The following is a 13,498-nucleotide window of genomic DNA, read 5'->3' on the forward strand; positions in this document are numbered from 1 at the left end:
CACCCCGTCCGGGATCGAGTGAACGACACTCTCACCCTCCTAGACGAGGGGAACGGTACGTTCACTCCATCAGGGCAGGGCAGGGCAGGGCAGGTGAGCGGATGGGTAGATCCGACAGGCGCTATCGCAGAGCCACCTGCAGCACCTCGCAGAGCACATCCAGCGTCCTGGAGTACTGCGACTGCGTCGGCGTGCTGTAACCGACGACGATGCCGTCACCGCCGACTGACGATACGTCGGGATGTCGGAAGACGGACAACCCTTCGAGCCCGAGATCGTGCGCCTGCGCCGCCGCAAGAACAGATTGTTCGGCGCCGGAGGGAAGGCGGATCACAGCGTGAAGACCCGCGGAGATCCCCTCGACCCTGACCCGGGGTACTTGCTGCGCAAGGGTCGCAACCAGTTGATCGCGTCGTCGTCGATACGAGGTACGCATCTTTCGAATATGGCTGTCGAATCTTCCGGATTCGATGAAGTCTGCCAAGGTCAATTGATCCGTTGAACTGACCCAGCGTTCGTAGGGTCCCTTTGTTGCGAGGACGGGTTCGATCAGCCTGTCCGGCAACACCATCCATCCGATGCGAATGGCTGGCGACAGTGTCTTGCTGACAGTGCCGAGGTATGCAACGTGCTGCGGCGCGATTCCTTGGAGTGCGCCGACAGGCTTTCTGTCGTAACGGAATTCGCCGTCGTAGTCGTCCTCGATGATGACGCCACCGGTAGTCGAGGCCCATTCGAGAGCGGTCGCGCGCCTCGCCGGCGTGAGGGGACCTCCGAGAGGGAACTGATGGGTCGGCGTCAGCAGAACACTCTCAGCAGACGTTGACGCCAATTCGTCTGTGCAAGTCCCTGATTCGTCGACCGAAATGGGAATTGTCAGCAGTCCTTCGTCGACGAGTAACTGTCGGTGCAGGTGAAGGCAGAAAGCATCGACCGCAATCGTTCCTCCGAGTGCGCGGGCGAGGAGGGAGATCCCGTGACCCGAGCTGGCACTGATCACAATGCGGCTCGGATCGACGCGAACGCCTCTGGTGCGGCTCAGGTATGTGGTGAGGGCATTTCGGAGTTCGACTCGGCCTCTGGGATCAGTGGTCGCGAAAGCGTCGGTCGGCGCGGTGGTCAAAGCACGTCTGGCGGACGAAATCCATGCAGTGCGGGGAAACGCCGACGCGTCCGGCGATCCGGGGAGAAGGCTGTAGGTCAAGCGCCGTCGGGTCGGCGATGGATCGACTTCGCGACTGTGTGTGCTGGCGAGCGTGGCGACCACGGTCCCGGAACCCGGCCGCGTGACAAGCCATCCAGCGGCGGCGAGCTCGGCATAGCAGTCCGCAACGGTGTTTCGGGCAACTCCGAGATCGAGTGCGAGGGTGCGAGAAGGCGGGAGTCTGGTGCCGGGCTTCAACAGTCCACTGTCGATCGCGTCGCGAAGCGTCTGAAGCAGCGCAGCGCGAACCCCGATTCCCTGTGGCAGCTCGATATGCAGATCGAACCCAAGATTGGCCCATGAATTCATCACCGGATTGAACCATGTTTCGGGGTCTTTCCGGGATTACGGTTTGAGTATGACTACAGCAACAGGACAACGACTGGATATCGCAAAACTGGCGCCCGAGGTCTACAAGGCGATGATTGCGTTGGATGCCGCTGCGCGCAAGGGGCTGGAGCCGACGCTCGTCGAGCTGGTCCTCACGCGTGCGTCGCAGCTGAATCATTGCGCATGGTGCTTGGACATGCACACTCGCGACGCCCGAAAGGTCGGCGTGACGGAGCAGAAGCTCTACCTACTGAACGCGTGGGAAGAAGCGCGAGGGATGTACTCCGATCGCGAACGTGCCGCACTCGCCTTGACCGAGGCCGTGACAGTCCTTACCGACGGTTTCGTTCCGGACGAGGTGTACAACGAGGCTGCCGGCGAATTCTCGGACGAGGAACTGGCCCAGCTCATCAGCGTCATCTTCACGATCAATGCGTGGAATCGCATTGCGGTTACCACAAGGAAGGCGCCTCCGGTCCGAGACTGATCCGAGGCTCGTCCTCCGCTCTCTATCGGGTGCAGATTGCCGCCGTCGAAGATCTGGGTAATCGACACGCAGATTGCCGCCGTCGAAGATCTGGGTAATCGACACAAAGAGGACCAAAAGATTGGTTCAGAGTGTGAACAAAACCAACAGATTCTCTAAATGTGAGGCAAATCACATTTAGTGAATCGGTGGATTGTTCCGAGTATCTGCAAGTTGTCTGAATCCAGACAAAGCAGTCTCGGTTGGAAGTTCCGGTGAAGGGGTCCGCATTGCGGGCCCCTTCTTTTGTGTGCGCGCTGAAAACGCCCCTTCCTGTGAGTTTCCCCAGAATGTCCGAGTTACCGACCGGCTAGCGTCGGAGGAATGCCGGGAACGCCCCGGTTACGTGAGCCGATTTTGAGTTGATCGCGATAGTTGTGCGGTTGGACAAAGGTGCAGTCATCTTGTTGGCTAACTCGTCGTCCGGAGGTTCAAGCTGCGTGCGGGGGCTCGACGATCGGGTGGACTTTCTTGAAACATGCACTACATTGCCATCTAGTAACTGGCTGGTTGCCAAAAGCGATCAGCCGATCCTCTCGGAAGTGAGCGCTGGGTGGCGTGGCCTTGGGAATCCAAGCAACCTTCCCGCTACCGAAATGTCTTGAAAGGGAAGCTTTGATGACTGTGTCTGGTTCACGGCGTAGGCCGCTTGTTCTCCGGCTCTCGCTAACTGCAGCTATTGCCGTAACGGTGGCCGGTAGTAGCGTTGCTTTTGCTTCACCAGCTGTGTCCGCGCCGATGCCGGTGCGAACCGCGGCTGCTCCGGCGTTCACCGCCGGGTTGTGTGAGGGCACCGAGTACACGCCCTCAGAGCAGATGCTCGACATCTCCGGCATTCGGCTGGATCACTTCAACGACGGCAACATCGTGCCGATGTACGGCACCACCGATCGGGGTACATCGGCCGCGGTGGATGCTCCGGTCTGCGGTGTCCGCGACGTCGACGGAATTGCGAAGTCGGAATGGATGTACTGCACGGACTTCGATCTCGATCCATGTGCCGGCGTCGACGAAAACGGTTTGCCCGTGGACAAGCACAACGACGAGATGGGTGCGACGGTTCCGTCATCGGGCAATCCCGATCTGTCAGCCGACGATCTCGCTGTCATCAGTTGGTTGCTGCAGAATCCCGCCAAGCTCGACGGCGTCGTTTCGGGAAATGGCAGTGAGGATGCGCGTTCGGCGCGGCAGACGCTGGTGTGGTGCGTTTCGGACTACGACAATCCGCTGATGGCCGATTTCAAAAGCCTGTGCGACAGGAACATCGGCGACGACGAGCGAGCTCGCATCGTCGAGATCATGAACGTCACGCAGACGCTCGACCTCGTTCGTAAGACACCCGCGACGGGAACTCTGAAGGCCGGCGAGACTGCCGTGTTCACCCTGAACACGAATATGTACCGGAAGCCGATCAATGTTCAGTCCTCGGCGGGCACCGAACTCACCGTCTGTGGCGACAACGCCAAGGCAACGTTGAGTGCAAACCAATTGACGGTCGACGGCCGCGGCGACGCACCGACTGCCGTGGATCTATGCCTCACCGCTGCGGACGGCGGTGACTACTCCGTGACCGCAAGCGTCATTCCGGATTCGGTCGAGAACCTGCACTGGAACACGGCAGGCGCACAGTGCCAGGTCTTCGCGTCGTTCGACACCGTTCGGCCGGCGTTGATGAATGCGTCTGCCAGCGTCGGATATGCAGCAGCGCCCACGACGACACCCGCAACGACGACACCCGCAACGACGACACCGGCAACAACGACACCGGCAACCACGACGCCTGCAACTCCGGTCGTTCCGATTGTGCCCATCGTGCCGATTGTTCCGATCGTGCCCATCGTTCCGATTGTGCCGGTCGTGCCCGTAGTTCCGGGTGCGCCTGTTCCGTCGCAGCCGGTTGCAACTCCCGCTGCTCCGGCGCCGTCCGCTCCGAAGCCGGCTACCGGACCTCGCCCGGTTGCCATCGACGGTGGTGCCGCTGAACAGAATTCAGGCCGTAACGTTGCCGTCGCAGTGACGGGCCTCGGGCTTGTCGGAATGGCTGCCGCCGGAGCAGTTGCTCTCCGCCGCAAGCGTTCCTGACGCCAGGCAGATGTAGTAGACGTCGGCACCGATCACAGGCTGTGTGATCGGTGCCGACACAGATCAGACGCAGGGGGCGTCAATTCGCAAGAGGCGCCGGGGTGCCTCATCCCGCAGGAGACAGTTCGATGACCATGTACGAGTCGGATCCCAATCCATCCAATCCATACGACGATCCCAACCATGATCAACCCACGAGGCCAGGCAAAGGGCGTCGTGTCGCGTTCATTCTGGCTCTCATCGCGGTGTTGGTCGCTGGTGCTTCCATGGCCTTCGTCGGCCTGCGATCCTCCGATGACGATGCTGCGATCCCGCCGAGTCCGGGAGTTGTCCTGTCGCACTCCGCGAATCCGGCAGCGCCTTCGGATGAGTTGATGACTCCCAACACCCTCTCGCTCGACCCGGTCGGTGTTCAGGCGTCGATCGTGGACGCCACCGTGCCGGAGGGAGTTCTCACTCCGCCGGAGAACGTCAAGAACGTCGGAATCTGGCTCGACGGCGCCTCGCTCGACTCGGTCACCGGCACGACTTTGATTGCCGGACATGTCAATTTGACCGGCCAGGGTAACGGTGCACTGTTCGACCTGGGCACGATCGAACCGGGTGAAGTGATCCGTACATCCGACGCGACGGGCAAGACCACGTCGTGGAAGGTGACTGCGGTGACGACACGCCCGAAGGCCGATGGCGTGGAGGAAAGCGTGCTGGCCGGCCCGGATGGCCCTCGAAAGTTGGCAGTCGTAACCTGCGGCGGCGAACTGCAATTCGAGGACGGTGTGGGTAACTACGCCGACAATGTCTACCTGTACGCGGATCTGATGGTCTGAGACACAGAAACATCCAGTCGGTCCCCGATCCCTCTTCGTAGAGATCGGGGATCGCCTGTTGGATAGTGTCGCAGGTATGGATCTTCACCTGTCTGGAAAGCGTGCGATCGTTGCCGGTGGTAGCAAGGGGATCGGTCTGGCAATCGCCAGAGGTCTGGCTGCTGAAGGGGTCGACATCGCGATACTCGCGCGCACTGAGCAAACCGTCGTAATCGTTGCACGAGATTTGGTTTCGGAGTTCGGAATTCGTGCGATCGGAGTCGTGACGGATACGCGAGACGACGACGCGGTTCAGGCGTCGGTGCGGCAAGTAGTAAAGGAGTTCGGCGGCGTCGACATTCTGGTCAACTCGGCAGCGACTCCGTTCAGCGCCGGAAAGCCGACGGATTTCGAGGCGACCACCGACGACGTCGTGCGAGACGAAGTCGAAGTGAAAGTGCTGGGGTATCTGCGAACTGCACGGGCAGTGGCGCCGTATCTGATCGATCAGGGTTGGGGTCGGATCATCAACATCAGCGGTTTGGGTGCCAGACAGGCAACCTCGATCGCCCACACGATCCGCAACGTCAGTGTGTCTGCGCTGACCAAGAATCTTGCAGACGAGCTGGGCCCCAAGGGAATCAACGTCACCGTCGTCCATCCGGGCGTGACGCGGACCGAGAGGTTGACCGCGCGGATTGCGCGCGAGTCGGAAGAATCCGGCCGCTCGCAGGCGGAGGTGGAGCGGGGTATCGCGACGAATTCGATACACCGGATCATCGACGCCGAAGAGGTGGCTGATGTCGTGACCTTCCTGGCATCGCCGCGAAGCATTGCGATCACCGGTGACGCGGTGGCAGCGGGTGGAGGAGTGCCGGGGCCGGTTTATTACTGATAACTCACGTACCGCTACCTGCTCGCAGTGGTGACGATCGTGTGAACGCGTCCGCCGCCGAGTCTCTTGCTTTCGTACATCGCCGAATCGGCGACTTTCTGCATGTCGGTGAACGCTGTTGCACGCTCTTCTCCGGCGACGAATTTGTGGGTACGCACGGCGATTCCGATGCTCGATGTCGAAGGTATCTCGTCGGTATTCGAGTGCATTGCCGGTCCGATCGAGTCGAGCATCGGGCCGATGGCCGGCACGGAAAGTCTTTGAGCGAGGATGAATTCGTCGCCGCCGACCCGTGCGACAACAGCATCGGCATGTGCCCAGGCGGACAACCGCTGTGAAACCCGGAGAATTATGCGGTCGCCCACGTCGTGACCGTGTACGTCATTGATCGTCTTGAATCGGTCGATGTCGATCGCGATCACGAGTAGTGCCGCCGATTCCTGACGCTGGAACTCCGCGAGTACCTTCTCGACGTGGCGGTCGAGGCCACGACGGTTCAGGAGCCCGGTGAGGGGATCGAGGTCGGAGCTGGACGCGTCCATGCTGAGCATCGTCAGCACGATCTGCGAGATGAACGCACAGACCACGAGTGCGGTGACGACAACCAGCACTTTCGAAACTCCGAGCGCAGGATCTCGCTCCGGCCCGAAGAGGATCGGCTGCGCAGCCACCACGATCATCACAACCGAGAAGGTCAGGTGTGCGATCTGCAACTTCGGATTGTGAAAATAGGCGATGTAGATACCGATCAGCGCGTAGATGACTGAGCTGAGCAGACGTCCGAGCGGCGCCGAGTCGCCGAGAATGGCGATCGAAACCGCAACGTCACAAAAGACGACAAAACCGAACGAGCGGCGCTTTGTCGGGCCGAAGACCCACCATGAGACTCCGACCATGAAGCACGAGATCACGACAACAGTGTTGAAGAACAGCGCAATCGTGCTTGTCGGACCGGCCGGACTGAATCTGTTGAGTAGTGCGCACACGCCCAGTCCGATGACAATGATGCCAAGTAATAGCCGGGTGGCGGTCGTGAGGCCGTTGTCGCGGAGATAGCGAGTGAATCGGTCGTATTGATCGGGGAGGGCCAGCCACTCGCGGGTCAGGGTCCTCATGGACTTCATCTGCGACGTCATGAGTGCGTCAGTCTGCGATGGCGGGAGCGTGCGCCGTTCATCGTGAACTGACTCCTCTTCTGTCTGGCACCTTGCAATGCTAGCTGGATCGATGCCGTGTTGGACCGAGATGTTCGGATCGGCGACCCGAATGTCTGGGTTCCGCCAGCGTGGAGTATAAATACATCTTGTGTCTATGTTGTATTCCGCTTCGGAAAACGTCTTCCGCGAAGTCAAGGAGCTGATCCTTTCCGGCGAACTCGCCGGCGGGGAGCTGATCAGCGAGGGTGACATCGCCGCTCGGACCAATGTGAGCCGAACGCCGGTGCGTGAGGCGTTTCTGCGTCTCGAGTCGGAAGGTTGGATGCGCCTCTACCCGAAGAAGGGGGCGCTGATCGTCCCGGTCGCGGATGGGGAAGCGGAACACGTAGTCAGTGCCAGACAGCTCGTCGAGACTCAGAGCGTTCGAGTGGTGTCGGTCCGACCGCACGCACGTGAAGCACTGGTCGCAGCGTTGCGCGCGAATCTGATCGAGCAACGGGAGATTGCTGATCGCGGGGACGTTGCCGCGTTCAGCGCAATCGATGCCGACTTTCACAAGATGATCGTTGCCGCCGGTGGGAATCCTTTGCTCGACTCGTTCTACGCGAGTCTGCGCGACAGGCAACGACGGATGACAGCGCGGTCGATCTCACGCGACCCCGGCCAACTGTCTCGCATCCTTGCCGACCACACCGCGCTTACCGACCTCGTCGAAACAGGCGATGCAGACGGATACAACACTGCCGTCCTCACACACATGCGCCAGGTGCACGGCCTCGGCTTCGAAGGAACTCTGTGATGAGCACCCAAACAATAGACGCTGGGACCGCAGCCGAACGTCGTCCAGGCAGTGAACGTGGCACCGGCGGAAAATGGCTGTGGCTGACCGTTGCCGCCAGCATGTTCGCCGCGGCCTGGGGCGGAAACGAATTCACGCCACTGCTGGTGATGTACCGACTCGACCACGGCTATTCGCCGGTGATGGTCGACTTCTTCCTCTTCGCCTACGTCGTCGGAATTGTGCCGGCCCTGCTGCTCGGCGGCCCGCTGTCCGATCGATTGGGTCGACGCCCGATCATGCTCCCCGCTCCGATCATCGCGATCGCCGGTTCGACGCTGCTCGCTTTCGGGGCCGACTCCGCTGCCGCTCTCATTCTGGGAAGAATCCTCTGCGGCATCGCCTTGGGGATCGGTATGGCCGTCGGCGGCTCCTGGGTCAAGGAGTTGTCCACGCAACCTTGGGATTCGGCGGCGTCGGAAGGCGCAGGTGCTCGGCGAGCGGCGATGAGTCTGACCGCTGGCTTCGCCTTGGGGGCGGGTGCCGCGGGAATCTTGGCGCAGTGGGCGCCCATGCCGAGTGTGTTGGCGTACGTCCTGCACATCGCGATCACCGTCCTCGCCGCCATGGCGCTGTGGCGTGCTCCCGAAACACGACCGGCACAGGCGAAATCCGACCGTCGCAGGTTGATCGACGACCTCAAGATCCCTTCGGCAGGTCATCGTAGATTCCTCTACGTCGTTGTTCCGTTGGCGCCGTGGGTGTTCGGTGCTGCCAGTGTCGCGTATGCAGTTATTCCGGCGCTCATGACCGGGCACAGTGGCGATGCGCCCGTGGCCTTTTCGGCTCTACTGTGCATGGTCGCGCTGACATGCGGATTCGCGATTCAGTCGTTGGGGCGAAAGATCGATACCGACCGCAGCGCGCGCGGCGCAGTTGTGGCTCTGGTGTTTCTGGTGGTTGGTATGGCCGGCGCTGCTCTGGTTGCGTCGACGCTGACCGTGGCGATCGCGATCGTGGCTGCAGCGATCCTCGGTTGCGGGTACGGCATGGCATTGGTTTCCGGGTTGCTGGAGATCCAGCGAATCGCGGGGCCGGACGATCTGGCAGGACTGACCGCGGTGTTCTACTCGATCACCTACATCGGTTTTGCTGTGCCTGCGTTGCTGGCGATGCTGTCGGAAAGCATTCCGGCGCTGAGCTACACGGTGACTCTTCTGTTCGGATCAGCCGCCGCCGCTGCCTGCTTGATTCTGATTCTCTTCAAGTCGCGTTCACATCTTCCGAGCGCGTGATGCCGTCCGGTCCGCCGACCCCTGCGAGAGTCGGCGGACCGGGGCGAAATCACGCGTCTACAGTTGCGGAACCGTTTTCCGAATTGTGGACCGAATTGTGTACCGAACCAACCGGAACCGATGCGGTCTTGTTCAGGCCGTTGAGCAATCCGGTGATATCGACGCCTGAGCTTTCGAGAGTTTCGATGACGCCGGCGATCACCTGGGGGCTGATGCCCAGGATCGAGCCGATCGAACCCTGGGCCCCATCACTGCCGCCGACGATGGAGATGCGGTCGATGTCGCCGACCGGCTTCGCCGCCGCTGCGGTGGCGTCGACCAACGCCGCCAGAACATCGGGCAGAGTGAGCAACTGCGCGGCCTGCGGGGTGTAGGAATTGAGCGCCTCGGCGATCTGACGCTTACCGGCAGCTTCGGCTTCGAGCTTGGCGCGCAAACCATCCGCCTCGGCTTGTTGCTCGGCACGGACGGCGTCGGCCGCTACCTTGCGGCCGTCTGCTTCGGCTTCCAGACGTGCTCGAAGGCCGTCGGCATCAGCCTGCTGCTCAGAGCGAACAGCGTCGGCGACGAGCTTTCGTGCATCGGCCTGAGCGCCGCCGGCCTGCCTTGCTGACTCGGCCTGTGCCTGGGCGCGGAGGATCGCGGCCTGTCGCTCACCCTCTGCGCGTGCGATGGAGGCTTGGCGTTCGGCCTCGGCCGGTGCAATGACATCTGCCTGCAATGCCGCTTCCGATTGCTGGGCGCGACGACGCTCGACCTCGGTGCGAGCTTCGACGCGGGCCGCCTCGGCCTGCTCACGTGCGATGCCGACGGCCTTCTCGGCTGTTGCCTGCGCGAGGGGCCCGGCCTGGTCGGCCTCGGCGTTCTCGGCTTCGGTCTGTGCTCGCAGGCGAGCGAGTTCGACGTCGCGTTTCTGATTTGCACTCGCGATCGCGGTGTCGGCTTCGGCCTGCGCGACGGAACCTGCCTGTCGCGCCTTTGCCGACTGGATCTGCGAATCACGCTCTGCTTCAGCAGTTCCGATCGCGGCATCACGTTTGACCTCGGCGATGCGGCGCTGACCGAGCGATTCGAGATAGCCGTTGAAGTCGGAGATTCCCGCGATCTTGATGACATCGACTTCCATGCCGATGCGGGCGAGGTCGCCGCCTGCCTCCTCGACCACACTGCGCGCAAGCGAATCGCGGTTGGAGTTCAGATCCTCGACCGTCATGGTCGCGGTGATTCCGCGCAGACTGCCCGCGAGGATTTCGTTGATCTGCTGCTGGAGTTCGTCCAGGTCGGAAGTCAGGAATCGTTGCACCGCTGTCTGAACCGCTTCGTCGGCGGAACCGATTCGCACCAGGCCGACTGCCTCGACGTTGACCGGAACACCGTCGTTGGAGAGCGCATTCTTGAGATTGATGCTGACGTTGAACGGCTCGAGCGACATGATGTCGACGCGTTCGATTCCGGGAATCTTGAACCGGGCACCGCCGCGGACGACCTTCGGCTTGCCTCGTCCGGTGAAGACCGCCACTTCGTTCGGCGGGACCTTGACGTAGTTCTTCACGTAGATCGCGGGGAGAACGATGAAGATGATTACTGCGACTACAACCGCAATGATGATGATTGGCAGCATGTATCGAGTCCTTAGATCGCGTCGTCAACCGTGACGACGTGAAGGTATTGATCGTCTACATCGGCGATGTAGACGGTGGTGCCGGTGGTGAGCGCCATCGGCTGTGCACTGACGGCCTTGGCCTGGACGCGATTGCCTTCGGCGTCGACGAACGAGACTTCTCCCCAACCTTCGGCTGCGATGGTGAGGGTGACCGTGCCCAACAATCCGTGGTATGAAGCGCGCCCGATGTGCGAATTATCTTGTTGCTTAAGGAGATAGGGGAGAAGAAGGCCGCGCGTGACGACAACGAGAACGGCGGCGAGTGCGAGTGCTGCAATCACCGCTACCAGCCTCGGAGCGTCCGCGAGAGTGGCAGCTACGCCGCCGGCGCCGAAGCCGAAAAGTGCTGTGGCCAAAGTTGTCAGGCTCAGAAATGGCAGCCCGTCTGCGTGGCCGCCGCCCAGATCTGCAACCTCGCCGACGGCGAAGGCTCCGATCAGGGCGACAACCCCGATCACGAAACATATTGTGAATACAACAAACATCGATCCCCCGATCTACCTGTCGAGGAAGCGTGCCCTGAGAATTGTGTTGTCGGGGTCGTCCCTCGGCCCACCTCTATAGTAAAGGTAAGACAAAGCTTATCGGCGCATTCGGAATGTTTCGGCGTGGTGTGCTGCGGCACGCTGCTCGGTGGAACTACGGTCGACAGCATGTATGAAAGCGGTTCGAAGTTCGACAAGTCCGTCGACGCGTGGGCGCATTGGCAGAGCTCGCCATGGGGGCGGCTGCGATACACGGTGGCTCGGGCAAATCTCGACACATATGTCGGCGGTCGATCTGGGCTTCGCGTCTTGGACCTCGGCGGTGGTGACGGTCTGGAATCGATACTCCTGGCGCGGAACGGGAATCAGGTCACGCTGGTCGACAGTTCCCCGGCGATGCTCGACATTGCGTCAGGTCGCGCCGATGCCGCTGGTGTGAGTGCATCGATGACCTTCGTGAACAGCGAAGTGCTGGATCTTCCGAGGTCGATCGCAACCGGATCCTTCGATGTGGTTCTTCTGCACAATGTTCTGCAATATCTTCCGCAAGGGATCGGCGCATTGCCCGCCGTGACTGCGCCGCTGGCCGACGGTGGAATTTTCTCGGTAATCTCGATCAACAAGTTCTCCGAACCCATTGCTGCCGCGGCGAGGCGTGCCGACCCGACGGAAGCGCTGAACCTTCTTGGTGAAAGCCGTTATCGTAGCGTCACTTTCGATTCAGACCTCACGATGTTCGCCGCAGGGGACATCATCGATGCGATTGAAGCCACAGGCGATTTCGGGGACGTCAACCACTACGGAATTCGATGCTTCTCCGACTTCATCGCCGCCGACGACGAAAAGTGGGATCCCGAATTCTATTCAGCGCTGGAAGCTCTCGAGCTTGCATCGACGGCGCGCTGGCCGTACATGCACACCGCCCGACTGTTTCAGATCATCGGGCGGCGTGCGTCAAAGGACGCGCGTCAAAGCCGAGGTAGCGGGCGTTGATTCAGCCAAGCATCCCAGAGAGGGCGCAGTGGGGTGTCGGTGAAACGTGAAGCGAGATCGGTGAATTGCTCGGTGCTGACCGTGCTGTGCCGATGCTTCGTGGTCCACTGGCGGATCAGTTCGAAGAATTTCTCGTCTCCGAGAACGCCGCGCAGGGCGTGCAGAGTCAACGCGCCCCGCTTGTAGATTCGATCGTCGAACATCAGGGCAGGCCCGGGATTGGCGACGATCAAGTCCTGAGATTTACGCCCGAGCCCTTGATAGGCGTTGGTCGCGAGTTGGTTCGAGGATGGGCCACCGGAATTCTCGGACCAGATCCACTCCGCGTAACAGGCAAAGCCTTCGTGTAGCCAGATGTCGCACCACTGCCCGAGAGTGAGGCTGTTGCCGAACCATTGATGGGCAAGCTCGTGTGCGACAAGACGTTCGGAACCGCGCCTACCCGTGCAGTGGTTGGCTCCGAAGATCGAGAGTCCCTGCGCTTCGATGGGGATTTCGAGTTCGTCGTCGGTGACCACAGCGGTGTAGTCGGCAAAGGGATACGGGCCGAACAGCTTTCCGAAGACCTCCAGCATCTGGGGTTGGCGCCCGAAGTCGACGTCGAACGCTGCGCGCAGCCGAGGTGGGTGAACGGCGAAGACCGGTACCGGCCCGGCGCTCACCTGTCGGTGCTCGTATTGACCGATCTGAATCGTCGCCAGGTAGGTTGCCATCGGTTCGGTCTGCTCGTAGACCCACGTCGTCTGACTCGCACGGGTCTGCTTGCGGATCAGCTTGCCGTTGGCGAGGGCATAGAACGGGGAATCGGTGGTGATCGAGATGCGGTACGACGCTTTGGAAATCGGATGGTCGTCGCACGGGAACCAGGACGCCGCGCCGTTGGGCTGACTTGCGACCAAAGTTCCTTCGTCGAGTTCCTCCCAGCCGACTTCGCCCCACAGGCTCTTGATCGGCTCGGGGTTGCCGCTGTACGCGATGGTGACCGACAGGGCACCGCCCGCGGGGATCTTGGTAGACGGCGTGAGGATCAGCTTGTTGTTCAAGTGCGCGTACTTGGTGCCGCGGGCACCGTTGACGGACACCTTGGACACCTGCAGGTTCTGCGCGAGGTCGAAGCTGAACTTGGATCGGCTCTCGGTGGTGACAGCGGTGATGACTGCCTTGCCGGCGAGACGGTTACTGAAGACCTTGTACGTCAGTTCCAGTTCGTACCGAGACACGCGGTAACCGCGGTTGCCGTTGTGTGGCAGGTACGGATCGAGCGGCTCTTCGAGCATTCTGTTC

General features: G+C 61.2%; 12 protein-coding genes. 7 read left to right on the forward strand and 5 right to left on the reverse strand.

The genetic code is table 11. The features are described 5' to 3' along the window. Window positions 1-121 precede the first annotated feature (121 nt). Window positions 122-1,513, reverse strand: a complete 1,392-nt coding sequence (locus QMA15_RS19030; protein WP_279163002.1) for a PLP-dependent aminotransferase family protein — start codon at window positions 1,511-1,513, stop codon at window positions 122-124. A 49-nt stretch (window positions 1,514-1,562) separates the two neighbouring features. On the opposite strand from QMA15_RS19030, the gene QMA15_RS19035 reads away from it, so the two are divergent. The 4 genes from QMA15_RS19035 (at window position 1,563) to QMA15_RS19050 (ending at window position 5,843) form a co-directional block, all read left to right on the forward strand. Beyond that, complete coding sequence (locus QMA15_RS19035) at window positions 1,563-2,021, forward strand: carboxymuconolactone decarboxylase family protein (protein WP_019746665.1); 459 nt, start codon at window positions 1,563-1,565, stop codon at window positions 2,019-2,021. A gap of 657 nt (window positions 2,022-2,678) precedes the next feature. Further along, window positions 2,679-4,142: a hypothetical protein gene (locus QMA15_RS19040; protein ID WP_279163003.1), complete on the forward strand. Its 1,464-nt coding sequence runs from the start codon at window positions 2,679-2,681 to the stop codon at window positions 4,140-4,142. Window positions 4,143-4,270: 128 nt separating this feature from the next. After that, on the forward strand, window positions 4,271-4,969 hold the full coding sequence (locus tag QMA15_RS19045; protein ID WP_290285887.1) for a class F sortase: 699 nt from the start codon (window positions 4,271-4,273) through the stop codon (window positions 4,967-4,969). Between the two features lie 76 nt (window positions 4,970-5,045). After that, window positions 5,046-5,843: an SDR family oxidoreductase gene (locus tag QMA15_RS19050; protein WP_070796426.1), complete on the forward strand. Its 798-nt coding sequence runs from the start codon at window positions 5,046-5,048 to the stop codon at window positions 5,841-5,843. A 14-nt stretch (window positions 5,844-5,857) separates the two neighbouring features. On the opposite strand, the gene QMA15_RS19055 is transcribed toward QMA15_RS19050, so the two are convergent. Next, window positions 5,858-6,979, reverse strand: coding sequence for a GGDEF domain-containing protein (locus QMA15_RS19055; RefSeq protein WP_290285890.1), 1,122 nt, complete (start codon window positions 6,977-6,979; stop codon window positions 5,858-5,860). Between the two features lie 175 nt (window positions 6,980-7,154). On the opposite strand from QMA15_RS19055, the gene QMA15_RS19060 reads away from it, so the two are divergent. Next, window positions 7,155-7,799 carry a GntR family transcriptional regulator gene (locus QMA15_RS19060; protein WP_042950544.1) on the forward strand — a complete coding sequence of 215 codons (645 nt, stop codon included), beginning with the start codon at window positions 7,155-7,157 and terminating at the stop codon, window positions 7,797-7,799. Beyond that, window positions 7,799-9,073, forward strand: coding sequence for an MFS transporter (locus tag QMA15_RS19065; protein WP_238054114.1), 1,275 nt, complete (start codon window positions 7,799-7,801; stop codon window positions 9,071-9,073). The genes QMA15_RS19060 and QMA15_RS19065 overlap by 1 nt, the downstream gene beginning before the upstream one ends. A gap of 49 nt (window positions 9,074-9,122) precedes the next feature. On the opposite strand, the gene QMA15_RS19070 is transcribed toward QMA15_RS19065, so the two are convergent. Both QMA15_RS19070 and QMA15_RS19075 read right to left on the reverse strand, forming a co-directional pair. Beyond that, window positions 9,123-10,694 (reverse strand): flotillin family protein, encoded by a 1,572-nt coding sequence (locus QMA15_RS19070; RefSeq protein WP_020906004.1) that lies wholly within the window; start codon window positions 10,692-10,694, stop codon window positions 9,123-9,125. An 11-nt stretch (window positions 10,695-10,705) separates the two neighbouring features. Next, window positions 10,706-11,221, reverse strand: coding sequence for a hypothetical protein (locus QMA15_RS19075; RefSeq protein WP_020968283.1), 516 nt, complete (start codon window positions 11,219-11,221; stop codon window positions 10,706-10,708). A gap of 168 nt (window positions 11,222-11,389) precedes the next feature. Between QMA15_RS19075 and QMA15_RS19080 the strand changes: the two genes are divergently transcribed. Continuing rightward, entirely contained in the window at window positions 11,390-12,214 is an 825-nt protein-coding gene (locus tag QMA15_RS19080) for a methyltransferase domain-containing protein (RefSeq protein ID WP_279163005.1), read from the forward strand. Here QMA15_RS19080 and QMA15_RS19085 read toward each other — a convergent pair. After that, on the reverse strand, window positions 12,190-13,491 hold the full coding sequence (locus QMA15_RS19085) for a M1 family metallopeptidase (protein ID WP_044480251.1): 1,302 nt from the start codon (window positions 13,489-13,491) through the stop codon (window positions 12,190-12,192). The two genes, QMA15_RS19080 and QMA15_RS19085, sit on opposite strands and share 25 nt — an antisense overlap. Window positions 13,492-13,498: the final 7 nt, after the last annotated feature.

The sequence above is a fragment of the Rhodococcus sp. APC 3903 genome (assembly GCF_030407755.1).
Classification (GTDB): domain Bacteria; phylum Actinomycetota; class Actinomycetes; order Mycobacteriales; family Mycobacteriaceae; genus Rhodococcus_F; species Rhodococcus_F erythropolis.

Coding starts and splice junctions, on each gene's coding strand:
- QMA15_RS19030 (WP_279163002.1), bottom strand. CDS start 1,513: ATGAATTCATGGGCCAATCTTGGGTTCGATCTGCATATCGAGCTGCCA.
- QMA15_RS19035 (WP_019746665.1), top strand. CDS start 1,563: ATGACTACAGCAACAGGACAACGACTGGATATCGCAAAACTGGCGCCC.
- QMA15_RS19040 (WP_279163003.1), top strand. CDS start 2,679: ATGACTGTGTCTGGTTCACGGCGTAGGCCGCTTGTTCTCCGGCTCTCG.
- QMA15_RS19045 (WP_290285887.1), top strand. CDS start 4,271: ATGACCATGTACGAGTCGGATCCCAATCCATCCAATCCATACGACGAT.
- QMA15_RS19050 (WP_070796426.1), top strand. CDS start 5,046: ATGGATCTTCACCTGTCTGGAAAGCGTGCGATCGTTGCCGGTGGTAGC.
- QMA15_RS19055 (WP_290285890.1), bottom strand. CDS start 6,979: ATGACGTCGCAGATGAAGTCCATGAGGACCCTGACCCGCGAGTGGCTG.
- QMA15_RS19060 (WP_042950544.1), top strand. CDS start 7,155: ATGTTGTATTCCGCTTCGGAAAACGTCTTCCGCGAAGTCAAGGAGCTG.
- QMA15_RS19065 (WP_238054114.1), top strand. CDS start 7,799: ATGAGCACCCAAACAATAGACGCTGGGACCGCAGCCGAACGTCGTCCA.
- QMA15_RS19070 (WP_020906004.1), bottom strand. CDS start 10,694: ATGCTGCCAATCATCATCATTGCGGTTGTAGTCGCAGTAATCATCTTC.
- QMA15_RS19075 (WP_020968283.1), bottom strand. CDS start 11,221: ATGTTTGTTGTATTCACAATATGTTTCGTGATCGGGGTTGTCGCCCTG.
- QMA15_RS19080 (WP_279163005.1), top strand. CDS start 11,390: ATGTATGAAAGCGGTTCGAAGTTCGACAAGTCCGTCGACGCGTGGGCG.
- QMA15_RS19085 (WP_044480251.1), bottom strand. CDS start 13,491: ATGCTCGAAGAGCCGCTCGATCCGTACCTGCCACACAACGGCAACCGC.